Consider the following 23,458-nt stretch of genomic DNA (forward strand, 5'->3'; position numbering starts at 1 on the left):
CAATAATGAACAAACCTGCGCTGCAACAGACACCCGATGGTTTCTACCTGAACCGCACGCCCTGGTTCGCCTTTATCCTGCTGTGCAGCATCTTTGCCCTATGGGCCGCGGCGGCGAGTATGAACGACGTGCTGATCGCCCACTTCAAGAAAGCGTTTTTGCTGAGTGATTTCCAGACGGCCTTCGTGCAGTCGGCGTTTTACCTGGGCTACTTTTTTGTGGCGATTCCGGCCGCGATGGTGGTTCGTCGTTTCAGCTACAAGAGCACGATTCTGATCGGGCTGCTGCTGTACATGTTGGGCTGCCTGTTGTTTTTCCCGGCCGCGTCCACGGCCAAGTACGGCATGTTCCTGCTGGCGCTGTTTGTGATCGCCGCCGGCCTGTCGTTCCTGGAAACCGCCTGCAATACCTACTCGACACTGATGGGCCCTCGGGAAACCGGGACCCGGCGCTTGAATATTTCCCAGACCTTTCACCCGTTCGGCGCCATGGCGGGCGTGTATGTGGGCAGTTTCGTGATGTTCAAGGACACCGACGCCACCACTGAACAGCTGGCTCGGATGAGCGCTTCCGAGGCAGCGGTGCAGCAGTTGCAAATGATCCAGTCCACGCTGTTGCCCTACAAGTGGATGATTGCGGTGCTGGTGCTGATATTTATCCTGATCGCCATTACGCGGTTCCCTGCGTGCAAGGGCAACAAGCCCGCCGGCAGCAAGCCTGGCAGCCTGGGTCAAAGCCTGGGGCGGCTGTGGCGTAACCCGCGCTTTACCTTTGGCGTATTGGCGCAGTTTCTGTATGTAGGCGCACAGGTTGGCGTGTGGAGCTTCACCATTCGCCTGGCCATGCAAATGGGCGGTATGAATGAACGCAGCGCCTCGTGGTTTCTGCTGACCACGTTTGCCGCCTACTTTGTCGGCAAGTTGATCGCCAACCTGTTGATGCGGCGCCTGCACCCCGCCAAGGTACTCGCGATCTACGGGGTGCTGTGCATCGTGCTGCTGGCCTACACCATCCTGGTGCCGAACATTTCGGCGGTGTATGCAGCGGTTGGCGTGAGTATCTTCCTCGGCCCGTGCTGGCCGACCATCTACGGCCTGACCATCGATGGCCTGGGTGAAGACACCGGCGTCGGCGGTTCATTGCTGGTGATGAGCATCGTCGGCGGCGGGGTGATTCCGATCTTCCAGGGCCTGTTGTCCGACGCCAGCGGCGGCAATATGCAACTGGCTTACAGCGTGCCGTTGCTGTGTTTCATTGTGATCGTGATGTATGCCCTCAAGTGCATGCGCCAACCCGGCACCTTGCCGGTGGGCGCGACCAGGGCGGTGGCCTCATGAATACACGGATCGCGCTGTACCCTGCGGTGTTTTCCGAACAGGAGAAGATCCTCCTGCAATCGTCGGCCTTCAAGGTCAGTGCCTGGGCCTATCCGTCCGGCGTGCTGGCCGTGAGCCTGGAGAATAGCCGTGGGCGACTGGTGATCCTGCCTTTTCAAGGGCAGATGATCTGGTCAGCCGTGTTCGACGGTTGCGACTTGACGATGAGCAACCTGTTCGAGCAACCTCGACCCAGTCCGACGATAATCGATACTTACGGCTGCTTCATGTTTCACAGTGGCCTGCTGCGCAACGGCTGCCCGGCGCCGGATGACACGCATGCCTTGCACGGCGAAATGCCCTGCGCGCCCATGGACACGGCCTGGTTGGAGGTGGACGAGGGTGTTGTTCGTCTGGGCGGCGCGTATGAATACGCCAAGGGGTTCGGCGATCGCTACCGAGCGAGCCCCAGCGTGACACTGCGCGCCGATTCGGCCGTGTTCGATATCGACATGCAGGTGACGAACCTGGCCGGCAAGCCCATGGACCTGATGTACATGGCCCATATGAACTATGCGTACGTGGACGGCGCCCGCTTTATCGAGCCATTGGGCATGCAGCGCCAGCGTCTGCGCACCAGCGTGCCGGATCATGTCAAGCCGACGCCGGCATGGAGTGCCTACATGGCGCAGCTGGCCGAGCAGCCTGCGCAATTGGCCTGTCTGGAGCAGCCGGCATTGTACGACCCCGAAATCGTGTTTTTCTTCGACGGGGTTGGCACAGACGCCACGGGCCAGGCGCACTTTTTACTGGATCATCCCAGCGGTGCGGCGTTCTACACCCGCTACCGTCCCGAGCAATTTGCCCACGCCGCACGCTGGATCCTGCACACGCCGGATCAGCAAGTGGCGGCGTTCGTGTTGCCGTCCACCTGCGAGCCCGAGGGCTACAACGCCGAGAAAGCCAAAGGCCATGTGCGTGTGCTGCCGGCCAAAGCCAGCGCTTCATTCAGTGTCAGTACCGGTTATTTGAGTGCGCAGGAACGGCAACGGTTGCTGGATTAAACCAGCAATTGCGCGCCACTGGCCTGAATGACGTCCTTGTAGCTGCGGGGGATTTTCTTGTCGCTGACCACGTACTGAAAGTCCTCAAGCGCGGCGAAGTGTGCCGTGCGCACCGTGTCGAACTTACTGAAATCGGCGAGCAACACGCGTTGCTGAGCCTGGCGCATGACCTTTTGCTTGACCTCGACTTCATTGAAGTTGAAGCACGTTACGCCAAAGGCCTGGCTGACGCCGGCGGCGGTCACAAAGGCCCACGTCAGGCGCACGCTGTCGAGGATGCTGCTTTCGGCGCTGCTTTCAAAGACCTGGTTCTTGCGGTGAAAAGTGCCGCCGCACAACACGATGTGGCAATTGGGTTTGTTCTGCAGCTTGAGCAGCACGTTCAATGAGCTGCACACCGCCGTGAACTCCAGGGCATCGGGGATGAAATCAACGACAAACGGCGAGGTGGTACCACAGTCGAAAAATACCGTATCTCCGGCCTGGATCAACGAAGCGGCGAGTTTGCCGATGCGGCGTTTTTCCTCAACGTGGCGCGTGTCCTGCTCGGCTACCCGGTAATCGCCGCTCTCATTGCCGACCCGGGTGATATAGCCGCCGAGCAGCCGCAGGTGATCGCTGAAGTGGCTGAGATCGCGGCGCAGGGTCATCTCGGAGACGTCCAGCAGTGCGGCCATTTCCTTCAGGTGAATGGCGTTCTGGTCCTGCAGGGCTTGCTGGATAAGCTTCAATCGCTCGGCTTTTCTACTGTCCACGAGTCTTCCAGGGCTTGATTGTTGGTGTTAAATAAGTAACATTAATTGTTATTATTGTAACGAATTTATGTGAGCGCTGGGACCAGCGCCTCACAATCATTGGCAACATACAGGCAAGGGCCCATTAAATGAACAGTCTGCAACCCGCCGCATTGGCCAAGTACATCGATCACACCTTGCTGGCGCCCGACGCCTCCCGTGCACAGATCCGCACCTTGTGCGAAGAAGCCCGCGAGCATGGCTTTTATTCGGTGTGCGTCAATTCCGGTCAGGTGCCTTACGCGGCGTCGTGCCTGACCGACCACAGGGTGGTGATTTGCGCCGTGGTCGGCTTTCCACTTGGCGCCGGCCTGAGCGATACCAAGGCTTTCGAAGCCCAGCAGGCGATTGCCGCCGGGGCAGGGGAGATCGACATGGTGCTCAATATCGGCTGGTTGAAGGACGGGCTGCTGGACGCCGTTCGCGAAGACATCGCCCTGGTCCAGCAGGCTTGCGGCGCCGTGCCGTTAAAAGTCATCCTGGAAACCTGCCTGCTGGACGACAAGCAGAAGGTTCAAGCCTGCGAGATCTGCCGTGACCTGGGGGTGGCCTTCGTCAAGACGTCCACCGGGTTCAGTCGAAGCGGCGCTACGGTCGAAGACGTGGCACTGATGCGTAGAACTGTAGGGACCGGGGTTGGGGTGAAGGCATCCGGCGGCGTACGCGATTATCCGACGGCGTTGAAGATGATTGAAGCCGGGGCCACACGCTTGGGCAGCAGCTCAGGGATTGCGATTGTGGGTGGGGAGATGACGGCGGCGAGTGGTTATTGACGCGTTTTGTCGGGGGTAAGGACAGTCGCTATCTAATAACTCAACTAAATAGTCATTTAGTATAGTTATGCACAATTGTTATTAATAAGGAGGAGGGTAGCTCAACAGATGAACGAGGGGTAGCTCATCCTTGCTCGTTATCTTCCAAATTTGAATGCTATCTCTCAAAGATTAGACATTAGCATCCAGTGAAATCACGTGTAGTCGGTAACAAGCGTGTGGATGGCTGAATTGATCCTACGCACGAACTGGAGTCAGGATTATCGTGCCGTTAGGTTTTACTTCCAGGTCGAGTCTGTCGCCGCTGGCCAACTTGATGGTCGACAGGAGATCGTCAGTCAGCGGTATGATTAAATCGCCAGTGCCATCAGCAGCGTCCTGGCATTTGACTTCCCAGCTCGTATTTTTAACCTTGGGTTTCAGGTTCATTATTTTCTCCAAGTGATCAGATGACAGAGCCGATTCATGATTATGACCCAGCAGACGCGCTGGTTGATTCGGAGACCGTAGCTGTCTTTTTGGCTGATGCTCTCGACACCGGTGACGCGGCTTTCATTGCCGAAGCGATGGCCGTTGTTGCACGCGCCAAGATTCGTATCGAGACAGATGGCCAAGCCCAGGAGTCATCGTCCTGAACGTGTGTTGCTAGTAGCAACACCTTTAACGCTGATCACCTGGTGAAAAGCAGCCTCCAGCCCCTCAGCTCCGTATAGGACGGTTCGCATAATGTATATTATGTTAAATAGCATGCGAGGTTGGCCGATGGCTCAAAGCATGTGCCCAGCCCAAATCTTGCGATCGACCAGATCGGCAGCAATCTCGATGAAGGCATCGCCGACGAATTTTGCGGCCGGACTGACCCGTCTGTCTGCGGGAAACACCTGAACCAATTTGCGCATTGGAACGGGGTCGACCAAGGGCGCGGCACTTAGCACGCCAGATTCGATTTGCGTATAAATCGAAGCCAAAGGCAAAGCGGTCAAACCGAAGCCATTGCAGACCAAGGCGATCATCGCACCGAAGGAATCAGCTTCAACGCTAGTCTTGAGCTTGATCCCGACTTCACGTGCACAATCATCCAGAATCACGCGAAGGCTGTGTCGAGCGCTTGGCAATACCAATGGCTGTTCAGCCAACGACTCGAAAGACACCGGCGTATCAAGCCGCAGGTTGGCGCTGGCGGGACCTACCAATAGCAGATTTTCCATCATCACCGGCACGATACGCAGTGTATTCAGGGGTTGAGGGTCATAAGAAATCGCCAGTTCCAACTCGCCACGCTGCACCCAATCCAGCAGGTAGCCGCTGAAGGCCGAGGAAAATCTGATAGCAAGATTGGGATGCATTTCCTTGATCTTACGTACGAGTGGGACGGTGGCAATTTCCGCTACCGTTGGCGTCGTACCGATGACGACCGTTCCTCGAAAAGAAGTTTTCCCCCCTGCCACTGAACTTCGAATGGACTCCATCTCTTCCATGATGCGCGTGGCATGCGCCAGTACTTCGCGGCCGGCATCGGTAATTTCCATGCCTCGCCCGTGTCGATCAAACAGGTAGGTGCCGAGCTCTTTTTCCAACAATCGAATTTGTCGGCTGAGTGCCGGTTGTGCGATGTGTAGCCGATCGGAGGCTTTGCTGAGACTGCCCAGCTCCGCCACATGAATCAGGGTTTTGAGTTGAACGACATCCATTACCAGGCCAGCCAGCATCGAGCTCGGCGCGATATGCGTCGAAAGTTTTGTGAGTGTAATCGCATTTGCGCACCTTGGAATGCCCCCGTAAACCGCTAATCTTGAGGCTTCAAGACTTCCGCGCCGGCTGAGCGCCCCAGCCTGCCGGGGCTGTGCGCCAAGCTATAAAATTTAGGCATATCAGTTAGGCCTGCCTGATGGCTTATTACGCGTCTGACTCTGCGGTAGCGTGCAGTCAACGTCGGCGCCAGAGAGCGCTCGGCCCACTACAAGAATAAGATTCGAGGGCTCACGCCATGATGTTTGATGCTTTTTGTCATCTGACCTATTCGATTTCCCCTGGCCACGTACAGCTCGCCACGCTCGCGCCCTCCTCCGCCATCGTCCTTTCAGAAAACCCGGCGGTGAGCGGGATCACGCTCCTTCGTTAAGCCCAGCAACCCCATCTAGCCAGTCACGTCGGACACGCATCAGCGCGTTCCTCGTATCGCCTTGCTTTGAAGAAAGGGTGAACATCATGTCCGCAACAAATTCAAAAACCACACACCAAACCACCATGAGCAATCAGGAAGAAGCGCCCAATCGTGTCAAAGCCATCATGGGCGCCTGCTCCGGCAATCTAGTGGAGTGGTATGATTTTTTCATTTACGCCTACACCGCCATTTACTTCGCCGCTTCGTTTTTTCCCAAAGGGAACACTACCAGCCAACTGCTCGCTACGGCGGGCGTATTCGCGGTCGGCTTTTTCATGCGTCCGCTCGGTGGCTGGATCTTTGGCTGGATTGCCGACACTCGTGGACGCAAAGTATCAATGGTCATCTCGGTGTTCATGATGTGCGCGGGCTCCTTGCTGATTGCGATCATGCCAACCTACGAAACCATCGGGGTTGCGGCCCCGATACTGCTCGTAATCGCCAGGTTGATTCAGGGCCTTTCCGTAGGGGCTGAGTACGGCACTGGCGCCACCTATATCAGTGAGATTGCGACACCCGGCCGACGCTGCTTTTATGGTTCCTTTCAATACTTCACCATTATCGCCGGGCAATTGCTGGCCCTGATGACCGTGGTTATCCTCCAGCAAACCCTCACAGGGGATGAGTTACGCCAATGGGGCTGGCGCATTCCGTTTTTCATCGGTGCGCTGAGCTCGATCGTTGTGGTCTACCTGCGTCGAGCCATGCATGAAACCGCCAGCCAGAAAGACATGAAGCGCAAGGACGCCGGCTCGCTGCGCGGCATGTTCAAACACAAGCGCGCAGTTGCGTTGGTGGTGGCGTTTACGATTGGTGGATCGCTGTATTTCTATACGTTCACCACGTACATGCAGAAATTTCTGGTGATCTCGGCAGGCTTCAGTCCGGAGACGGTGAGTTTCATCATGACCGCTGCGTTGGTCGGCTTCATGTTCTGCCAGCCGATTTTCGGTCTGCTCGCCGACCGTGTGGGCATCAAAGCGCATATGCTGATGTTTTCGGGGTTGGCCCTGCTGCTCGTCATCCCGCTGCTGTATGCATTGAAAACGGTCAGCAGCCCATTCACTGCGTTTCTATTGGTGTTTGGCGGCCTGGCTATCGCTTCGCTTTACACACCCATCGCCGGTATCGTCAAAGCAGAGCTGTTCCCTCCCGCCGTTCGCGCACTGGGCGTCGGGTTTCCATATGCAGTGGGTAATGCGGCGTTTGGTGGCACCGCCGAATACGTGGCACTGTCGCTACGCGCCCAAGGGATTGAAGAGTATTTTTTCTTCTACGTCGCCGCCGTTGTGACCATCACTTTCATTGCGGCAATGCTGATGCCAAACCTGTCCCGATACGGCTACATCAGCGGATCAGGCGAAATCGAAGAGCGCACCGGTTTGAGGTGCTACGCGAAGAGGCACGTGGCGAGAATCTGATTAAACAGCACGATATGGGCCCATTGCAGCCCGCTGGAGTTTCCTTGTCCCGGAGCGCTTCCATAGGCCCAACGTATCACCCCCTGGCTTTCAACTGGTTGACCAACGCTTCCACCAGCGGATTCGGACGCAGTGTATTCCAGGCCACGGCAGTCGTGACGACATTGAGCGTCTGGCTCAGCGGGCGCAATACCACGTTGCTGGGCGCCAGTTTCTTCATCGATGCCGGTACCAACGCAATACCCTGGCCGCAACTGACGAACGCGATTTGCGATGCCACCGAACGGACTTCGTGCAGGACCCGCGGAGAAAATCCGCTGGCGCGGCAGGTGGCAATCAGATTGTCGAAATACACCGGGCTGACGTTGCGAGAAAACATCACTAACGGTTCGGTAGCCAGGCTGGCCAGGCTGATTCGCTTGCGTGACGCCAGTGGATGATCGACGGGCAGCGCGACCATCAGGCGATCCTCCGTTAACGCAAATGACTGGATCGAAGCACCAAAGTCACCGTCGAGGCGAGCAAAGGCCAGATCGATTTCTCCCGCCTCCAGTGCCGGAATCGCCTCGACGCTGTCGATTTCCCGAACGGATACGGTGAGCTGCGGATACTGGGTTTTCAGTTGGTCGATCACGCCAGGCAGAACATCGAACATGGCCGTGGAAATTGCGCCGATGGTCAGCATTCCGGACTGCCCCGCCACCGCCTCTTCCACCGCGAGCTCCAAACGCTGCAGTTGGTCGGCAAATTTGCGCACGGCTGGCAGAATCGCAGCGCCGACCGGGGTCAACCTGGCACCACGGCGCGAACGTTCGAACAGCGTGACTTTGAGTGCCTGTTCAAGGATCTGGATTTGCTCGCTCAACGGTGGCTGCGACATGCCAAGGCGTTTGGCGGCGCGGCCGAAATTCTGTTCCTCGGCCACCGCCAGAAACAACCACAGATGACGAATCAGGCGAAAATTGATCATGGAATACCATAGGTTCAACGTATGTAATACATCCGTGATTCGTAATATACCTATCAAATCCTCTCGCTGACACTGGGCGCCTCCGCTATCAAGGGGCTCCTCCATGAATCAAGCTCATTTACTCCAACGCCTGGCATTGCTCGACACCAACACCGTGTCCGATGCACTCGATTTCCTCGGTTTGCCCGGCGCCGCCGTCGGGCTGCGCCCGCTCTGGAACTGCCCGAAAATCGTCGGCCGCGCCAGCACCGTGCTGCTGGCGGCAAAGACCGACAACGCCGCGACGGTGCACCTGATCACCCCGGTTATCGAACGGATCGACAGCGATGATCGGGTGCTGGTGATCGCCGGCGGGCTTGACGGCGTGTCCTGCTGGGGCGACATCCTCGCCAACGCGGCGGTGGGCAAGCAGATACGCGGCACGGTGATCGATGGCTACAGCCGTGACATCGACGGCAGCGCGGCGATTGGGTACCCGGTGTATGGCCGGGGCGTGACCATGGTCAGCGCGCGCAATCGGGTCATCCAGATCGATTCGGCCGTGACCCTGGACATCGCCGGCGTGTCTGTCAGCGAGGACGACTTTGTCATCGCCGACAGTTGCGGGACCGTCTTCGTGCCCCAGGCCCATATCGAAAAAGTGCTCGACCTGGGCGAACGCATCGCCCGCCGGCAGGACGGTATGGTCGAGGCCGTCCGCGGCGGCCGCTCGGTCGCCGAGGTCATGCATGACAGCCAGTTCGAAGCCATCCAGGTGGAGCACGCACAATGAATGTCACAAACGAGGCCGTCGACGTGAACATTGAGATCCAACGCTTGAACCCACGCCTGGCGAGTGCCCAGCCTTCGGCGACCTACCGCATCATGGATCGGGTGGCGGAACGCCGGACGCACGGCGCGAACATTATCTCCCTGTGCGCCGGCGAGCCGGATTTCGATACGCCAGGGCACATTCGCCAAGCGGCGATCAAGGCAATTGAGCAAGGCCACACGCGCTACACCCAGGTGGCCGGCGTGCGCTCATTGCGTGAAGCGGTGGCCGCCAAGTTTCGCCACGAAAATGGCTTGGACGTTGACTGGCAAGACACCCTGGTCTGCAACGGCGGCAAGCAGGTGATCTACAACGCGCTGGCCGCAACGCTGGACGAGGGCGATCAAGTCATCGTGCCGGCGCCCTATTGGGTCAGTTATCCCGAAATGGTCCAGTTGTGCGGTGGCGAGCCGCGGATCGTGACGTGCCACGCCGACAGCGGCTTCAAGCTGACGCCTGCGGCATTGGCCGAGGCGATCACGCCGAAGACGCGATGGCTGCTCCTCAATTCACCGTCCAACCCGACCGGGGCCGTGTACAGCCGCGACGAGTTGCTCGCCTTGGCGCACGTGCTACTGGCCCATCCCCACGTGCTGATACTGGCGGATGACATCTATGAGCACCTGATCTTCGACGATCAGGTCTTTCATACGCTGGCAGCGGTGGAACCGCGACTGGCCCCGCGAACCCTGACCATGAACGGCGTTTCCAAAGCCTACGCCATGACCGGCTGGCGTATCGGTTTTGCCACCGGGCCGCGCTGGCTGCTGCAAGCCATGGAGAAGCTTCAGGGCCAGCAAACCTCGGGGGCCTGCTCCATTTCCCAGCAAGCGGCACTGGCCGCGCTGACCGGGCCGAAGGATTTCATTCAGCACAGCCGCGCCGCGTTCCAGGCGCGTCGCGACATGATGGTCGCGCTGCTCAATGCCACGCCGGGCCTGGAATGCGCCAGCCCTGGCGGCGCGTTTTATGCGTTCGCCTCCTGCGCCGGCGTGATGGGTCGCACCTCGCCTGCAGGACGGCGGTTGCTCACCGATGAGGACGTCGCCCACGCCTTGCTCGATGAAGCGAACGTGGCGGTGGTCCATGGCAGCGCGTTCGGCCTCGGCCCTTACCTTCGCATCGCCTACGCCTTGGATGATGCTTCCTTGCGCCAGGCCTGCGAGGCAATCCGGCGCTTTTGCGAGGCCTTGCGCTGACCGGGCCGGACGAACAGACTCGGCGGATCGGCATCGAATCACTTCCTACCGGGTCTGACTGCGCATGATTACCTTCAAACAACTGGAAGCCATTTATTGGATCGTCGAACTGGGCAATTTCGAGTCGGCGGCCATGAAGCTGAACATGTCCCAGTCGGCCATCTCCAAGCGTATCCAGGAACTGGAAGAAGTGTTCGACATGCCCATCTTCGACCGTTCCAGGCGCAGCGCCCGACTCACCGAGAAAGGCGCCGAGCTGTTCGAGGAAGCGTCGCAGATCCTGCGCCAGCGCGACTTTCTGCTTGAGCGCATCAGCGCCAGGGAAGTGCTGGTCAGGCGCTTTCGTATCGGCGTGACCGAATTGACCGCCATCACTTGGTTGCCGGCGCTGATCGAAGCCATTCGCAGCGCCTACCCGAAAGTGGTGCTGGAACCTTCGGTGGAGCTCAGCACTGAACTGGTGGCCAAGCTGGAGAACGATCAGCTCGACCTGATTATCGTGCCTGACATTTTCGCCGACGCACGTTTTGTCAGCACCGCCCTCAGCTCGGTGGAAAATGCCTGGATGTGCGCGCCCTCGCTGCATCAGGGCAACGCCAGCGTGAACATGCAGACCCTGTCGTCGTACACCGTGCTCACCCAAGGCGGCAGCTCCGGCACGGGATTGATCTACGATCGCTGGCTCGCCCAGAACGACGTGCGCCTGAACCGTACCCTCAAGAGCAACTACCTGATCGCCCAGTTGGGCTTGACCCTCTCGGGCGTCGGGATCAGCTATTTACCTCGCCAATGCCTCTCGCCGCTGGTCGACCAGGGACGGCTGCAGGTGATCGAAACCGAGCCCGCATTGCCGCCGATCCACTACATCGCCGCACACCGTGCCGACCGGCTCCAGGGCTTGAGCGTCGAGGTCGCGCGCCTGGCCGCCGAGCGCTGTGATTTCAGCAAGATGGTCTGGTAATCCCGCACCCGAAAGGAGAAAAAAAGTGATGGGGTTGCATAGATAAATATCGCTAATCCTGGCCAACGACCTTTCTTAAGATGCGCTTATCGCCCGCCAGGGTTATTCGTAAGTGAGGTCGCCATGTCATTGCCCGGTTCACGCATCCACCCTTCTCCGCCCCAGGCTCCGGGCTCCTTGCTGGACGCATTCCGATCGGTTGTCACGCCCCATATCAGCGACAACCTGGGACGCCACATCGGCGCCCGGGGCCTGACGCGCTACAACCTCACCGGCAAGCTGGTGGGCACCGCGCTCACGGTGAAAACCCGCCCTGGCGACAACCTGTACATCTACAAGGCATTGACCCTGATCGAACCGGGCCATGTGCTGGTGATCGACGCCCAGGGAGACGCCACCAACGCCGTGATCGGTGAGCTGATCAAGCTCTACGCGCAGCAACGCGGCTGTGTCGGCTTCGTCGTCGACGGTGCTATTCGCGACGTCGCCAGCTTCCAGGACACCCCTTGCTATGCGCGCAGCGTGGTGCATTGCGGCCCTTACAAAAGCGGCCCCGGCGAGATCAACGTGCCGGTCTCGATCGGGGGGATGATCGTCAACCCCGGCGACATCCTGGTCGGCGATGAAGACGGCCTGGTGGCGTTTTCGCCAGACGTCGCCGAGGAGCTCCTGCGCAAGGCCCACGAACACGACGCCCATGAACAGGAAGTCAAAGCCGAAATCGCCACCGGGGCGATCGATCAGTCCTGGTTGGACAGGGTGCTGGAAAAAGCCGGGCTGGCGAACTGACGCCCGGTTTATCGGTGCGCTGGCAATGACCCCAGCCGCACCACGAACCGCTTGACCAGACAACCGATAAAAACAAGGTCCGCTTCCATGTCCATGCCCGAAGTCTTGAAGCCTGCGGTGCGCAGCAGATACCGCTGGGTCGTTGCCACGCTGATTTTCCTGATCTACACCATTGCCGCCGCCGACCGTGCCAACCTCGGCGTGGCGTTGCCCTTCATTCGTAAAGAATTCGAGATGAGCAACGCCGAAGCGGGCGGCTTGATGAGCCTGTTCCTGCTGGCTTATGCGATGGCGCAGATTCCCTCCGGTTTCGCTTTCGGACGGTTTGGCGTCAGCAAAATTCTCCCGGGGGCGATGATACTGACGTCCATGATGACCGGGCTGGTCGGCACCGCAGGCTCGTTGCTGGCGTTGAAACTGTATCGCCTGGGCCTCGGCCTGGCCGAAGGTCCGTTGCCCATCAGCATGACGACGACTATCAACAACTGGTTCCCACCACGGGAAAAAGGCACGGCGTCGGGCATCTTCCTGTCTGCCGTCAAATTCGGCCCGGTGATCGTGCCGCCACTTTGCGCAGTGATCATTTCGGTCTGGGGCTGGCGAGAGATCTTCTACTTCTTCGCCATACCGGGCATCGTTCTCGCCGTGGTCTGGTACTTGATGGTGGCGGACCATCCATCGCGCAGTCGCTTCGTCAACGAAGCCGAACTCAACTACATCGCTGACGACAAACCCGTTGCCCAGGCCGCCGAGGCCGTGCGGCCACCGGAACCGCCGGCGTGGGTCAAGAAACTCGATCGGTTCATTCGCACCCGTGATGTGGTTGCCCTTGAAACCAACCGGCAGGTGTTCAAGTCGTGGAATATCTGGGGCTGCGCCACCAGCTATTGTTTCCAGCTCGGTGTCTCGAGCGTGCTGCTGGCCTGGATTCCAACCTACCTGATGACTGTAAAGCAGTTTTCGATCATGAACATGGGATTGGTGTCGGCCGCACCGTGGGTGGGCGCCGTGCTGGGCAACCTGCTCGGAGGCCTCTGCTCGGACCGGTTCATGGGCGGTCGGCGCAAACCCGGCATGCTCCTGTCGGCGCTGGGCACCTCGGTGATGATGTACCTGCTGATCAACTCCCCCGCCGAGCCCCTGCCCTATGGGTTGCTGCTGATGCTGACCGGCATGGCCCTCAGCCTCGGGTTTTCCTCCTATATGGTTTACCCGATGGGGCTTACCACCAAGAAAACGTTCCCCATTTCCAACGCCGTGGTGAACATGATCGGGCAACTGGGCGCGGCCGCGACGCCGTTCATTACCGGCCTGTTGCTGGACAACTATGGTTGGAACTACGTGTTCGCCTGGCTGGCGATCGGCTCGTTCATCAGCTTCATCATCCTGCTGACCATCGCCGAGCCAAGGCCCGCCGCCGCCCGTGCCGATTGACGCATCCAACCACCCGTGCGCAGCGCCTTGCGCTGCGCTAATTTGAAGAACAAGAGGAATTTTTATGTCTCCCGAAGACCAGGAACTGGTTGCCCTGTTTGAAGGCCTGGATACGCCCGGTGTGTCCGACGCCCTGGATAAACTCGATCTGCCCGGACAATGCCTCGGGGTCATGCCGCTGGATAACTACCGTCAGGTGGTGATCGGCCCGGCATTCACCGTGCGCTACGTCAGCGCCAGCTGCCCGCCGGGAACGGTCGGCGACTTTATCGATGATGTCGCCGAAGGCGATGTCGTGGTCATCGACAACGACGGGCGCACCGACTGTACGGTCTGGGGCGACATCATGACCCAATATGCCGGCAGCAAACGCATCGCCGCGACGGTGATCGACGGCGTGTGCCGGGACGTCAGCAAGGCATTGGGCGACGGGTATCCCCTGTTCAGCAAAGGCCGGTTCATGCGCACCGGCAAGGACCGGGTCGAAGTCGCCTCGGTCAATCAGCCGGTCTCCATCGGCCAGGCCCGGGTCTGCGCCAGGGACATCGTGGTCGCCGACGCCAACGGCGTGGTGGTCGTTCCCCGAAACCGGGCCCGCGAGGTGGCGGCGTGTGCCCGCTCGATTGAAACGGTGGAGAGCCGTATTCGTGAACTGATCGCCGAGGGCAAATCCCTCAGGGAAGCCAGGGATCTGTTGGGTTACCACACCCTGCAACGCAAATCCTGATCGTCCCGTCCGCCTGACATCCCTTTCCCTTTGCCCTCACAGCCTGCCCACGACAGTGCAATGTGAGGGCTTTTTTTTGCCGGCCTATTCAAGGCATCACTTTCCAATTCCCGCAGTTACAAGCTATAGCGGATGGCTATAGCTGATATCCCTTAGGGCCCATGTCACGTCCTGCCTGGCAGTGGTAGCCTGAATCCGTCATATGTCAAAACAACAACAATAGGACACGGCGATGACCACGTTGAATAAATACCCCAGCGGCCTCAATCAGCGTTTCGCTCACATCATTAAAGCCTGCCAAACATTAAACAGAATCGACATTAGCGAATTCGGCTGAGTCCAAAGGCCGCGCTCTCTGATGCAGGGGTTCGAAAAGATCCCGTTTAACTAATTTGAGGATTTTCTGATGCGCGCCTTTCCGACGATGTTGAGTATCGCACTTGCAGTAACACTCATCAGCCCTTCATTAATGGCTGCAGAACTCACCGGCACGCTTAAAAAAATCAAAGAGTCTGGCACTATCACCGTTGGCCACCGCGACTCATCTATACCCTTTTCCTACATCGCGGACGCCTCCGGGATGCCGGTCGGTTATTCCCAAGACATCCAACTTCAGATTATTGAGTCCATCAAGAAAGCACTAGACATCCCCAACCTGAAAGTGAATTACAACCTGATTACCGCGCAGAACCGTATCCCATTGGTTCAGAATGGCACAGTGGACCTGGAATGTGGCTCGACGACAAACAACGCTGAGCGCGCACAACAGGTTGCCTTTTCCATAGGGATATTTGAAGTAAGCACCCGCCTGCTGTCCAAGAAGGATTCGGAGTACCAGGACTTTGAACAGCTCAAAGGCAAAAACGTGGTCACCACGGCGGGGGGTACCTCCGAGCGGCTGCTCAGGGCGATGAATGCTGACAAGCAGATGAACATGAACATCATCTCGGGCAAAGACATTGGTGAGTCGTTCCAAATGCTGGAGACCGGTCGTGCCGTCGCATTCATGCAGGACGATGCCCTGTTGGCCGGTGAGCGGGCAAAAGCCAGAAACCCGGATGAATGGGCAGTCACAGGCACTGCCCAATCACAAGATATATACGGTTGTATGATGCGCAAGGGCGACGAGCCGTTCAAAAAAGTAGTGGATGGCGCTATCAAGGCTGTTTTTACCTCGGGCGACATCAACGTTATCTACGACAAATGGTTCAAGCAGCCCATCCCCCCAAAAGGTCTGAACCTTAACTTCCCCATGAGTCCTGCACTCAAAGAACTCATTGCCAACCCTGCCGACAAGCCAGCGTCTGAAAAAACGCTTTAGCCATTCCCCGCGCTCTCATGTCCGCCACGCGCGGACATGAGGCAACTGCATGCACGTCACTATTGTTCGGAAGGCATTTCCATGAATTACAACTGGGATTGGGGCGTATTTTTCAAGTCCACCGGCGTGGGACATGAAATATATTTAGATTGGTTTATTACAGGCCTGGGCTGGACCATTGCTATTGCCATAGTGGCCTGGATGATAGCCCTGCTATTGGGTTCGGTACTCGGTGTTATGCGGACCGTGCCAAGTAGAATCGTGTCGAGCATCGCCAGCCTGTATGTGGAAGTGTTCCGAAACGTCCCATTACTGGTTCAGCTGTTTATCTGGTATTTCCTGATACCCGACTTACTGCCTGAGCACCTGCAGCAATGGTACAAACAGGACCTTAACCCAACTACCTCGGCCTATCTGAGTGTCGTCGTATGCCTCGGTCTTTTCACCGCCGCTCGGGTGTGTGAACAAGTTCGTACAGGCATCCAGGCGCTGCCACCGGGCCAAGAGTCCGCCGCGCGTGCGATGGGCTTCAAGCTGCCGCAGATCTACTGGAACGTGCTGCTGCCCCAGGCTTACCGGGTCATCATTCCACCGCTGACCACCGAATTCCTGGCTGTGTTCAAGAACTCTTCGGTGGCGTCCCTGATTGGCCTGATGGAGCTGCTGGCGCAAACCAAGCAAACAGCTGAATTCAGCGCCAGCCTATTTGAAGCCTTCACCCTGGCGACGCTGATCTATTTCGTTCTGAACATGGGCCTTATGCAGTTGATGCGCAGAATCGAGAAGAAAGTCGCCGTGCCCGGGCTGATTTCAATAGGAGGCAAATGATGGAACTCGATTTCAGCGGCATCACGTCTGCCCTACCCGGTCTGTGGAACGGCATGGTCATGACCTTGCGGTTGATGGCCATGGGCGTCGCTGGCGGAATCATCCTCGGTACGATCCTGGCGTTGATGCGCCTGTCCCACAGCAAATGGTTGTCGCGCATCGCCAGCACCTACGTGGACTACTTCCGCTCAATCCCCTTGCTCTTGGTGATCACGTGGTTTTACCTGGCTGTTCCGTTCGCGCTGCGCTGGGTCACTGGCGAAGACACCCCGATCGGTGCGTTCACCTCGTGTGTCGTGGCTTTCATGATGTTCGAAGCCGCGTATTTCTGCGAGATCGTCCGCGCGGGTGTACAGGCGATTCCAAAGGGCCAGATGAGCGCCGCTCAGGCGTTGGGCATGCGTTACGACCAGACCATGCGCCTGATTATCCTGCCGCAGGCGTTCCGTAAGATGACCCCGTTGCTGTTGCAGCAAAGCATCATTCTGTTTCAGGACACCTCGCTGGTTTACACCGTCGGCTTGGTGGACTTCCTCAATGCCTCTCGTTCGAGTGGCGACATTATCGGCCGCGCCAATGAATTCCTGATCGTTGCCGGCCTCGTGTATTTCACTATCAGCTTTGCCACCTCACTGCTGGTCAAGCGTCTGCAAAAAAGGTTCGCGGTATGATCTCTATAAAAAATGTCGACAAATGGTATGGAAACTTCCAGGTGCTTACCAAATGCAGCACGCAGGTCAAGCAAGGTGAGGTGGTGGTGGTTTGCGGTCCGTCGGGGTCAGGCAAGTCCACGTTGATCAAATGCGTTAATGCGCTGGAAGCCTTTCAGAAAGGCGATATTACCGTCGATGGTACTTCCATCAACTGTCCGAAGACCAACCTGCCAATGCTGCGTTCGCGCGTTGGCATGGTGTTCCAGCATTTTGAACTGTTTGCGCACCTGACCATCATCGAAAACCTGGTTATCGCGCAAATCAAAGTGCTGGGCCGCAGCAAGGAAGAAGCCACCAGGAAAGGCTTGCAACTGCTCGATCGAGTCGGGCTCGCCACCCATGCTGAAAAGCATCCAGGCCAGTTATCCGGCGGACAGCAGCAGCGTGTAGCGATTGCCCGCGCGCTGGCGATGGATCCCATCGTCATGTTGTTCGACGAACCGACTTCGGCACTGGATCCTGAAATGGTCAACGAAGTGCTGGACGTCATGGTGCAACTGGCCCAGGAAGGCATGACCATGATGTGCGTGACGCACGAAATGGGTTTCGCCCGCAAAGTGGCGAACCGGGTAATCTTCATGGACCAAGGCCAGATCATCGAAGACTGCCCCAAAGAGGAATTCTTCGGCAACATCAGCGCGCGATCTGAACGGGCGCAGCAGTTTTTAGGCAAAATCCTGCATCATTAAGCCCTTGCTAACAAGCCGCCCGATACAGGGCGGCGATCACAACATCCAGCCGCTAGCGCAATGCAAATACCGCTTCGACTTCCACAGGGGCACCACGGGGCAATGCCGCAACACCCACCGCGGCACGAGCATGCTTGCCGCGTTCCTCGCCAAAAACCGAGACCAGTAGATTGGACGCACCGTCCAGCACCTTGGCCTGCTGTTCGAAGTCTGGAAGGCACTTTATAAACCCATTTACTTTCAAAACCCGCACTGTACTAAAATCCCCTTGGCAAGCCAGATTGACGATTGCAAGCAGGTTCAGCGCGCAGAGAGACGCAGCCTCTTGAGCTTCTTCTATTGAGAGATCAACGCCCACCGTCCCTTTGCAGTGTAAAACATTGTCCTTCAAACATACCTGGCCTGATACAAAGAGCAGATCTCCCTGCACTGTATACAGATTATAGTTTCCACCCTTTACATTGAGCGCTGGCAACTGCAGGCCCAATTCTTTCATTCGAAGCAGCACGTCATCCATTTAATTCTCCGCGATTCTTTATAAAACTATTGACCTACAGTGGAAGCAGCCCACCCAAGATCTAGAGCCTTGGTGAACATATCAGGATCGACATTACCTCCTGAACATACGACGACGACATTCTGACCACGAAACTTTTCCTTTTCTCGGATCAGGACGCCAAGGGCAGCCGCACCGCCTGGCTCTACAACCACTTTCAGATGACGGAACGCCGCGCTCATCGCCACGAATACATCATGTTCGGCAGCAACGGTGCAGTTAAGTTTTTTTGTTCTCAACACTTCAAACGGTTTGGCTCCAACAGACGGGCCGGCAATGCCATCAATGATTGTAGGCGACAAGGTTTTCAGCTTTTCAGGCCGTCCACTTTCAAGGGACAACGCCCACTTTTCATAGCCTTGCGCTTCCGTCAAATAGCATTGAGTCATCGGATACCGGCTATTGATGACTGTGATTACACCCGCAGCGAGGCCACCACCACTACAGCCTAAAATTAAGGAGTCCGGCGCTTTACCCAACGCTTTAAGTTGATCGGTAATCTCGATTCCAATGGTGCCCTGTCCGGCCATTACAAGGTGATCATCAAAAGGAGGAATAAAAGTGAGGCCTCTCTCTGCGATGAGCTTTGCCGCTACCGCCTCTCGATCTTGAGTATGCTTGTCATACAACACTATTTCTGCTCCCCACCAACGGCAGTTATCCTGTTTTATTCTGGGAGCGTCGCTTGGCATGACGATAACGGCTGAACAACGCAGCACTTGGGACGCTGCGGACACTGCATTTCCATGGTTGCCGGCGGAGTAAGTAATGACTCCATTCTTTTGCTGTTGAGGTGTGAGCGACATCATCTTGAACAGTGCGCCACGAATCTTGAACGCCCCCGTCTTTTGCAAACATTCCGCTTTGACATATACATTGGCACCGACCAGGGAATCCAGGGCCGGCGAGCTGAGCAAAGGTGTCTTTATTATGTGAGAAGACAGCTGCCCTGCCGCCGCCCTTATCAGGTCCAGACTAAATATTGTCATTTCATTCCTCCAGCGGATACCGGTGATCAAGGCATAAACAAGTGGTGAGCAAGTGGCCGCTACCGGCAAGAAAAATCAGGCAGACACCAGAAGCACGTTACCCCAGCGGCTCACTGCCCCATACACACTAAAAAGGCATAGCTGATATGCCGGTTTTCTATCCGCCGTCCTGCTATCCAACCTTGTTATGGAATATCGGCATTCCAAATATATTCACGGCCCAGCTATAGCGATGAAGCATATCTAATAGACAAAAACGGTAGTCGTCGTTCGCTTTCCACGCTCCCAGAATGTGTGAAAACACAAAAGCAGCACTGCTTGGGAGATAGGCATGTCAACAGAAGCTGAACAAACCGCAGGGCAGGATTGGCAGGAGGACGTGTTCCGCGTCCTCAAGGCCCACGACGTCAAACACGTGGTCTTCGTACCCGACGCCGGTCACTCGGCGGCCATCCGCATGTCGTATGCCGACCCGGACACCAAGGCAGTCGTACTCACTACCGAAGAAGAAGGCATCGGCTACCTGGCCGGCGCCTGGCTTGGCGGCGAGCGCGGTGCACTCCTGATGCAATCCAGTGGTGTCGGTAACTGCATCAACACCCTCGCGCTCCAAGTCTGCGCCGGCTTTCCGCTGTTGATGGTGGTCACCATGCGCGGCGACTGGGCCGAGTTCAACGCCTGGCAGAACCCGATGGGCCAGGCCACCGAAGCGTCCCTGAATCTGATGAAAGTCATGACCTGGCGGGCGGATGTCCCGGAAGATGTCGCCCCGCTGCTGCACGGTGCCGCGACCATGGCCTTTAACGGTGATTCGTCCACTGCCCTGCTGCTCGGCCAGCGCCTGATTGGAGAAAAGAAATGGGTCAAGTAAGCGCAAACCACACCCTGTGCCGCCGCGAAGTGGTCAAGGCCTTGCTGGCCGACCGCAAAGACGTGCTGGTCGTGACGGGTCTCGGTTCGGCGTCCTACGACGTCATGGCTGCCGGTGACAATGATCTGAATTACTACCTCTGGGCGGCCATGGGCAGCGCCATCACGGTGGGCCTGGGCCTGGCGAATGCGCAGCCGAACAAGTCGGTGGTGGTGGTCACCGGTGACGGCGAGTTGCTGATGGGTTTCGGTGCACTGGCGACGGTCGCCCTGCAAAAGCCTGCCAACCTGACCATCGCCGTACTGGATAACGGGCACTTTGGTGAAACCGGCATGCAAGTCAGCCACGCCGGTTTTGGTATTTCCCTGGACCAGGTGGCTAAGGCTTGCGGCTTCAGTTGGACCGATGAAATCCGCGACATGGAAGGCGTACATGATCTGCGCGAACGCTTTGCGACCCGCGATGGCGTCAAGCTCGCGACGATCAAGATCAAAGCGGAAAACCCGCCACGGGTGCTGCCACCGCGCGATGGTCATTACGTCAAGAATCGCTTTCGTGCCGCCTTGGGTTTCAACCCGATCTGATTGCTCTTTGCCCGAACCTGATCACGCAGGGCTGATGCCATGCGTGACGCGTTGAGGAGAATAATAATGACCGACCGCAATTCTGAAGAACTCAATGCCATTCGCGAGGGCGTCCGCGCACTTTGCGCTGAATTCGATGCTGCTTACTGGCGCAAAGTCGACGAAGAAAAAGGCTTTCCGGAAACCTTCGTCAAGGCCCTGACCGACGCTGGCTGGTTGGCCGCGATGATTCCTGTCGAATATGGTGGTTCCGGCCTCGGGCTGGCAGAGGCCTCGGTGATCCTCGAAGAAGTGAACCGCTGCGGCGGTAACTCCGGCACCGTTCACGGGCAGATGTACAACATGTTCACTCTGCTGCGTCATGGCAGCGAGGCGCAGAAAAGCGACTACCTGCCGAAACTCGCCAGCGGCGAATTGCGCCTGCAATCGATGGGCGTCACTGAACCTACCACGGGCACCGACACCACCAAGATCAAGACCATCGCGATCAAGCGCGGCGACAAATACGTAATCAACGGGCAGAAGGTATGGATCTCGCGAATCCAGCATTCCGACCTGATGATTCTGCTGGCCCGCACTACGCCCTTGGCCGAGGTGAAGAAGAAATCCGAAGGCATGTCGATCTTCCTGGTCGACCTGCGCGAGGCCATTGGCAATGGCATGACCGTGCAGCCGATCGCCAACATGGTCAATCACGAAACCAACGAACTGTTCTTCGACAACTTGGAAATTCCCGCTGACAGCCTGATTGGCGAGGAAGGTAAAGGCTTCCGGTACATCCTTGACGGGCTGAACGCCGAACGCACACTGATCGCCGCCGAATGTATTGGCGATGGTCGCTGGTTTATCGAAAAGGCCAGTGCCTACGCGCGTGACCGCGTGGTGTTCGGCCGTCCGATCGGGCAGAACCAAGGGGTGCAGTTCCCCATCGCCGAAGCCCACATCGAAATAGAAGCGGCGGACCTGATGCGCTGGCGGGCCTGCGAGGAATACGACAGCGGCAAGAACGCCGGGGCCAGCGCGAACATGGCCAAGTACCTGGCCGCCAAGGCTTCCTGGGAAGCCGCCAACGCCTGCCTGCAAACACACGGCGGCTTTGGGTTCGCCTGCGAATACGACGTGGAGCGCAAGTTCCGTGAAACCCGCCTGTACCAGGTTGCCCCCATTTCCACCAACCTGATCCTGTCATACGTTGCCGAACACCTGCTCGAATTGCCGCGCTCTTTCTAATAACAAGAGAGAAAAAATCATGAGCCAGCCCAACGGTCTCCGTCCGCTCGATGGCATTACCGTCGTCAGCCTTGAACACGCCATTGCAGCGCCCTTCTGCACCCGACAACTGGCCGACCTCGGCGCTCGGGTGATCAAGGTCGAACGTCCAGGCACAGGTGATTTCGCCAGAGGTTATGACCAACGTGTCAACGGCCTGGCCTCGCACTTCGTCTGGACCAATCGTTCAAAAGAAAGCATTACCCTCGACCTGAAACAAGACTGCGCCAAAAGCGTACTGGACAGTTTGCTGACTACCGCCGATGTGCTCGTGCAAAACCTGGCGCCCGGAGCGGCCGCGCGGATGGGGCTGTCGTTCGAAGCGTTACACCGGCGTTTCCCCCGCCTGATCGTTTGCGATATTTCAGGCTATGGCGCGGGTGGCCCCTATGAGAAGAAGAAAGCCTACGACCTGCTGATCCAGAGTGAAGGCGGCTTCCTGTCGGTCACCGGCGGCCCGGGCGAGGAAGAAATGGCCAAGGCCGGCTGCTCAATCGCCGACATCGCGGCCGGCATGTACGCCTACACCGGGATTCTGTCTGCGCTGCTATTGCGTGAACGAACTGGCGAAGGCAGCCACCTCGATGTGTCGATGCTGGAAAGCCTGGTCGAGTGGATGAACTACCCGATGTATTACGCCTACGACGGCGCTCCCCCGCCACCTCGCGCCGGTGCCGCTCACGCCACCATTTACCCCTACGGTCCTTTCCCCATCGGTGACGGCACCACCGTGATGCTCGGTTTGCAGAACGAGCGTGAGTGGCAGTTGTTTTGCGACAAGGTGCTGCTGACGCCCGAGTTGGCGAAAGACGACCGTTTCTCGGCCAACTTCAAACGCGTCGAAAACCGTCATGCGTTACGCGCGCTGATCGTTGAATCGTTCTCCACGCTAAACTTCGATGCTGTATTTGATCGGCTGGAACATGCGCAGATCGCCAACGCGCGGGTCAACGACATGCAAGGGGTTTGGAACCATCCACAACTTCATGCCCGTGATCGCTGGCGGGAAGTCGAGACCTCTGCCGGCACCGTCCCGAGCTTGATACCGCCAGGCAGCAACAGCGCGTTCGAGCCTCGTATGGATGCCGTACCGGGCCTTGGCCAACACACAGAGCAGGTGCTAAGGGAGCTGGGGCTGGGAACGGATCGCATTGAACAAATGCGTTCCGCCGGGGCCATCTGACTGCAGCCATCACAGATTATCGAGAGAACACC

General features: G+C 57.7%; 25 protein-coding genes. 19 read left to right on the forward strand and 6 right to left on the reverse strand.

Going from position 1 to position 23,458, the window contains the following annotated elements; all coding sequences use genetic code 11:
- The first annotated feature begins 5 nt into the window (after nt 1-5).
- Together fucP and TU82_RS07025 are read left to right on the forward strand one after the other, a co-directional pair.
- Nucleotides 6-1,337, forward strand: a complete 1,332-nt coding sequence (fucP, locus tag TU82_RS07020; RefSeq protein WP_057722396.1) for an L-fucose:H+ symporter permease — start codon at nt 6-8, stop codon at nt 1,335-1,337.
- Nucleotides 1,334-2,380 carry an aldose 1-epimerase family protein gene (locus TU82_RS07025; RefSeq protein WP_057722397.1) on the forward strand — a complete coding sequence of 349 codons (1,047 nt, stop codon included), beginning with the start codon at nt 1,334-1,336 and terminating at the stop codon, nt 2,378-2,380. Before fucP ends, TU82_RS07025 begins: the two co-directional genes overlap by 4 nt.
- Here the strand turns inward: TU82_RS07025 and deoR are convergent.
- On the reverse strand, nt 2,377-3,135 hold the full coding sequence (deoR, locus tag TU82_RS07030) for a DNA-binding transcriptional repressor DeoR (protein WP_057722398.1): 759 nt from the start codon (nt 3,133-3,135) through the stop codon (nt 2,377-2,379). The two genes, TU82_RS07025 and deoR, sit on opposite strands and share 4 nt — an antisense overlap.
- Before the next feature lie 128 nt (nt 3,136-3,263).
- Between deoR and deoC the strand changes: the two genes are divergently transcribed.
- On the forward strand, nt 3,264-3,947 hold the full coding sequence (deoC, locus tag TU82_RS07035; protein WP_057722399.1) for a deoxyribose-phosphate aldolase: 684 nt from the start codon (nt 3,264-3,266) through the stop codon (nt 3,945-3,947).
- 237 nt (nt 3,948-4,184) lie between these two features.
- Here deoC and TU82_RS07040 read toward each other — a convergent pair whose 3' ends face one another.
- Nucleotides 4,185-4,376 carry a hypothetical protein gene (locus tag TU82_RS07040; protein ID WP_057722400.1) on the reverse strand — a complete coding sequence of 64 codons (192 nt, stop codon included), beginning with the start codon at nt 4,374-4,376 and terminating at the stop codon, nt 4,185-4,187.
- 20 nt (nt 4,377-4,396) lie between these two features.
- Here TU82_RS07040 and TU82_RS07045 point away from each other — a divergent pair, with 20 nt between their 5' ends.
- The gene (locus tag TU82_RS07045) at nt 4,397-4,582 is read left to right on the forward strand and encodes a helix-turn-helix domain-containing transcriptional regulator (RefSeq protein ID WP_057722401.1); all 186 of its coding nucleotides are present in this window, start codon (nt 4,397-4,399) and stop codon (nt 4,580-4,582) included.
- A 132-nt stretch (nt 4,583-4,714) separates the two neighbouring features.
- Here TU82_RS07045 and TU82_RS07050 read toward each other — a convergent pair whose 3' ends face one another.
- Nucleotides 4,715-5,656 carry a LysR family transcriptional regulator gene (locus tag TU82_RS07050; RefSeq protein ID WP_082631975.1) on the reverse strand — a complete coding sequence of 314 codons (942 nt, stop codon included), beginning with the start codon at nt 5,654-5,656 and terminating at the stop codon, nt 4,715-4,717.
- A gap of 499 nt (nt 5,657-6,155) precedes the next feature.
- Here TU82_RS07050 and TU82_RS07055 point away from each other — a divergent pair, with 499 nt between their 5' ends.
- The gene (locus tag TU82_RS07055) at nt 6,156-7,532 is read left to right on the forward strand and encodes an MFS family transporter (RefSeq protein ID WP_057722633.1); all 1,377 of its coding nucleotides are present in this window, start codon (nt 6,156-6,158) and stop codon (nt 7,530-7,532) included.
- 76 nt (nt 7,533-7,608) lie between these two features.
- Here the strand turns inward: TU82_RS07055 and TU82_RS07060 are convergent, their stop codons facing one another.
- Nucleotides 7,609-8,502 (reverse strand): LysR family transcriptional regulator, encoded by an 894-nt coding sequence (locus tag TU82_RS07060; RefSeq protein WP_057722402.1) that lies wholly within the window; start codon nt 8,500-8,502, stop codon nt 7,609-7,611.
- A 103-nt stretch (nt 8,503-8,605) separates the two neighbouring features.
- On the opposite strand from TU82_RS07060, the gene TU82_RS07065 reads away from it, so the two are divergent.
- The 10 genes from TU82_RS07065 to TU82_RS07110 all read left to right on the forward strand — a co-directional run bounded on the left by TU82_RS07065 (nt 8,606) and on the right by TU82_RS07110 (nt 17,974).
- Nucleotides 8,606-9,274 (forward strand): RraA family protein, encoded by a 669-nt coding sequence (locus TU82_RS07065; RefSeq protein ID WP_057722403.1) that lies wholly within the window; start codon nt 8,606-8,608, stop codon nt 9,272-9,274.
- 23 nt (nt 9,275-9,297) lie between these two features.
- On the forward strand, nt 9,298-10,512 hold the full coding sequence (locus TU82_RS07070; protein ID WP_057722635.1) for a pyridoxal phosphate-dependent aminotransferase: 1,215 nt from the start codon (nt 9,298-9,300) through the stop codon (nt 10,510-10,512).
- 64 nt (nt 10,513-10,576) lie between these two features.
- A complete protein-coding gene (locus tag TU82_RS07075; RefSeq protein WP_057722404.1) occupies nt 10,577-11,473 on the forward strand; it encodes a LysR family transcriptional regulator in 897 nt (298 codons plus the stop codon).
- A 123-nt stretch (nt 11,474-11,596) separates the two neighbouring features.
- Nucleotides 11,597-12,262, forward strand: coding sequence for an RraA family protein (locus TU82_RS07080; protein ID WP_057722405.1), 666 nt, complete (start codon nt 11,597-11,599; stop codon nt 12,260-12,262).
- Between the two features lie 87 nt (nt 12,263-12,349).
- Nucleotides 12,350-13,696, forward strand: coding sequence for an MFS transporter (locus TU82_RS07085; RefSeq protein ID WP_173667468.1), 1,347 nt, complete (start codon nt 12,350-12,352; stop codon nt 13,694-13,696).
- 64 nt (nt 13,697-13,760) lie between these two features.
- Nucleotides 13,761-14,423, forward strand: a complete 663-nt coding sequence (locus TU82_RS07090; RefSeq protein WP_057722406.1) for an RraA family protein — start codon at nt 13,761-13,763, stop codon at nt 14,421-14,423.
- A 406-nt stretch (nt 14,424-14,829) separates the two neighbouring features.
- Nucleotides 14,830-15,744 carry a glutamate/aspartate ABC transporter substrate-binding protein gene (locus tag TU82_RS07095; RefSeq protein WP_057722407.1) on the forward strand — a complete coding sequence of 305 codons (915 nt, stop codon included), beginning with the start codon at nt 14,830-14,832 and terminating at the stop codon, nt 15,742-15,744.
- 81 nt (nt 15,745-15,825) lie between these two features.
- On the forward strand, nt 15,826-16,572 hold the full coding sequence (locus tag TU82_RS07100; RefSeq protein WP_057722408.1) for an amino acid ABC transporter permease: 747 nt from the start codon (nt 15,826-15,828) through the stop codon (nt 16,570-16,572).
- On the forward strand, nt 16,572-17,243 hold the full coding sequence (locus TU82_RS07105) for an amino acid ABC transporter permease (RefSeq protein WP_057722409.1): 672 nt from the start codon (nt 16,572-16,574) through the stop codon (nt 17,241-17,243). Before TU82_RS07100 ends, TU82_RS07105 begins: the two co-directional genes overlap by 1 nt.
- Complete coding sequence (locus TU82_RS07110; protein ID WP_057722410.1) at nt 17,240-17,974, forward strand: amino acid ABC transporter ATP-binding protein; 735 nt, start codon at nt 17,240-17,242, stop codon at nt 17,972-17,974. Before TU82_RS07105 ends, TU82_RS07110 begins: the two co-directional genes overlap by 4 nt.
- Before the next feature lie 52 nt (nt 17,975-18,026).
- Here TU82_RS07110 and TU82_RS07115 read toward each other — a convergent pair whose 3' ends face one another.
- Nucleotides 18,027-18,491, reverse strand: coding sequence for a RidA family protein (locus TU82_RS07115; protein ID WP_057722411.1), 465 nt, complete (start codon nt 18,489-18,491; stop codon nt 18,027-18,029).
- Nucleotides 18,492-18,517: 26 nt separating this feature from the next.
- Entirely contained in the window at nt 18,518-19,519 is a 1,002-nt protein-coding gene (locus TU82_RS07120; RefSeq protein WP_072024041.1) for a threonine ammonia-lyase, read from the reverse strand.
- Nucleotides 19,520-19,850: 331 nt separating this feature from the next.
- On the opposite strand from TU82_RS07120, the gene TU82_RS07125 reads away from it, so the two are divergent.
- The 4 genes from TU82_RS07125 to TU82_RS07140 all read left to right on the forward strand — a co-directional run bounded on the left by TU82_RS07125 (nt 19,851) and on the right by TU82_RS07140 (nt 23,426).
- Nucleotides 19,851-20,390: a thiamine pyrophosphate-binding protein gene (locus TU82_RS07125; RefSeq protein WP_057722412.1), complete on the forward strand. Its 540-nt coding sequence runs from the start codon at nt 19,851-19,853 to the stop codon at nt 20,388-20,390.
- Nucleotides 20,378-20,974 carry a thiamine pyrophosphate-dependent enzyme gene (locus tag TU82_RS07130; protein ID WP_057722413.1) on the forward strand — a complete coding sequence of 199 codons (597 nt, stop codon included), beginning with the start codon at nt 20,378-20,380 and terminating at the stop codon, nt 20,972-20,974. The genes TU82_RS07125 and TU82_RS07130 overlap by 13 nt, the downstream gene beginning before the upstream one ends.
- 66 nt (nt 20,975-21,040) lie before the next feature.
- A complete protein-coding gene (locus tag TU82_RS07135) occupies nt 21,041-22,204 on the forward strand; it encodes an acyl-CoA dehydrogenase family protein (RefSeq protein WP_057722414.1) in 1,164 nt (387 codons plus the stop codon).
- A gap of 19 nt (nt 22,205-22,223) precedes the next feature.
- Nucleotides 22,224-23,426 (forward strand): CaiB/BaiF CoA transferase family protein, encoded by a 1,203-nt coding sequence (locus TU82_RS07140; protein WP_057722415.1) that lies wholly within the window; start codon nt 22,224-22,226, stop codon nt 23,424-23,426.
- The last annotated feature ends 32 nt before the right edge of the window (nt 23,427-23,458 follow it).

It is taken from the genome of Pseudomonas orientalis (assembly GCF_001439815.1).
GTDB lineage: Bacteria > Pseudomonadota > Gammaproteobacteria > Pseudomonadales > Pseudomonadaceae > Aquipseudomonas > Aquipseudomonas orientalis.

Excerpts from the sequence above, each read along its gene's own strand:
- TU82_RS07100 (WP_057722408.1), top strand. The coding sequence starts at position 15,826 with ATGAATTACAACTGGGATTGGGGCGTATTTTTCAAGTCCACCGGCGTG.
- TU82_RS07060 (WP_057722402.1), bottom strand. The coding sequence starts at position 8,502 with ATGATCAATTTTCGCCTGATTCGTCATCTGTGGTTGTTTCTGGCGGTG.
- deoC (WP_057722399.1), top strand. The coding sequence starts at position 3,264 with ATGAACAGTCTGCAACCCGCCGCATTGGCCAAGTACATCGATCACACC.
- TU82_RS07120 (WP_072024041.1), bottom strand. The coding sequence starts at position 19,519 with ATGACAATATTTAGTCTGGACCTGATAAGGGCGGCGGCAGGGCAGCTG.
- TU82_RS07130 (WP_057722413.1), top strand. The coding sequence starts at position 20,378 with ATGGGTCAAGTAAGCGCAAACCACACCCTGTGCCGCCGCGAAGTGGTC.
- TU82_RS07065 (WP_057722403.1), top strand. The coding sequence starts at position 8,606 with ATGAATCAAGCTCATTTACTCCAACGCCTGGCATTGCTCGACACCAAC.
- TU82_RS07140 (WP_057722415.1), top strand. The coding sequence starts at position 22,224 with ATGAGCCAGCCCAACGGTCTCCGTCCGCTCGATGGCATTACCGTCGTC.
- TU82_RS07040 (WP_057722400.1), bottom strand. The coding sequence starts at position 4,376 with ATGAACCTGAAACCCAAGGTTAAAAATACGAGCTGGGAAGTCAAATGC.
- TU82_RS07090 (WP_057722406.1), top strand. The coding sequence starts at position 13,761 with ATGTCTCCCGAAGACCAGGAACTGGTTGCCCTGTTTGAAGGCCTGGAT.
- TU82_RS07025 (WP_057722397.1), top strand. The coding sequence starts at position 1,334 with ATGAATACACGGATCGCGCTGTACCCTGCGGTGTTTTCCGAACAGGAG.
- TU82_RS07055 (WP_057722633.1), top strand. The coding sequence starts at position 6,156 with ATGTCCGCAACAAATTCAAAAACCACACACCAAACCACCATGAGCAAT.
- TU82_RS07080 (WP_057722405.1), top strand. The coding sequence starts at position 11,597 with ATGTCATTGCCCGGTTCACGCATCCACCCTTCTCCGCCCCAGGCTCCG.
- TU82_RS07045 (WP_057722401.1), top strand. The coding sequence starts at position 4,397 with ATGACAGAGCCGATTCATGATTATGACCCAGCAGACGCGCTGGTTGAT.
- TU82_RS07115 (WP_057722411.1), bottom strand. The coding sequence starts at position 18,491 with ATGGATGACGTGCTGCTTCGAATGAAAGAATTGGGCCTGCAGTTGCCA.
- TU82_RS07110 (WP_057722410.1), top strand. The coding sequence starts at position 17,240 with ATGATCTCTATAAAAAATGTCGACAAATGGTATGGAAACTTCCAGGTG.
- TU82_RS07125 (WP_057722412.1), top strand. The coding sequence starts at position 19,851 with ATGTCAACAGAAGCTGAACAAACCGCAGGGCAGGATTGGCAGGAGGAC.
- TU82_RS07050 (WP_082631975.1), bottom strand. The coding sequence starts at position 5,656 with ATGCTGGCTGGCCTGGTAATGGATGTCGTTCAACTCAAAACCCTGATT.
- TU82_RS07105 (WP_057722409.1), top strand. The coding sequence starts at position 16,572 with ATGGAACTCGATTTCAGCGGCATCACGTCTGCCCTACCCGGTCTGTGG.
- TU82_RS07135 (WP_057722414.1), top strand. The coding sequence starts at position 21,041 with ATGACCGACCGCAATTCTGAAGAACTCAATGCCATTCGCGAGGGCGTC.
- TU82_RS07075 (WP_057722404.1), top strand. The coding sequence starts at position 10,577 with ATGATTACCTTCAAACAACTGGAAGCCATTTATTGGATCGTCGAACTG.
- TU82_RS07095 (WP_057722407.1), top strand. The coding sequence starts at position 14,830 with ATGCGCGCCTTTCCGACGATGTTGAGTATCGCACTTGCAGTAACACTC.
- fucP (WP_057722396.1), top strand. The coding sequence starts at position 6 with ATGAACAAACCTGCGCTGCAACAGACACCCGATGGTTTCTACCTGAAC.
- TU82_RS07085 (WP_173667468.1), top strand. The coding sequence starts at position 12,350 with ATGTCCATGCCCGAAGTCTTGAAGCCTGCGGTGCGCAGCAGATACCGC.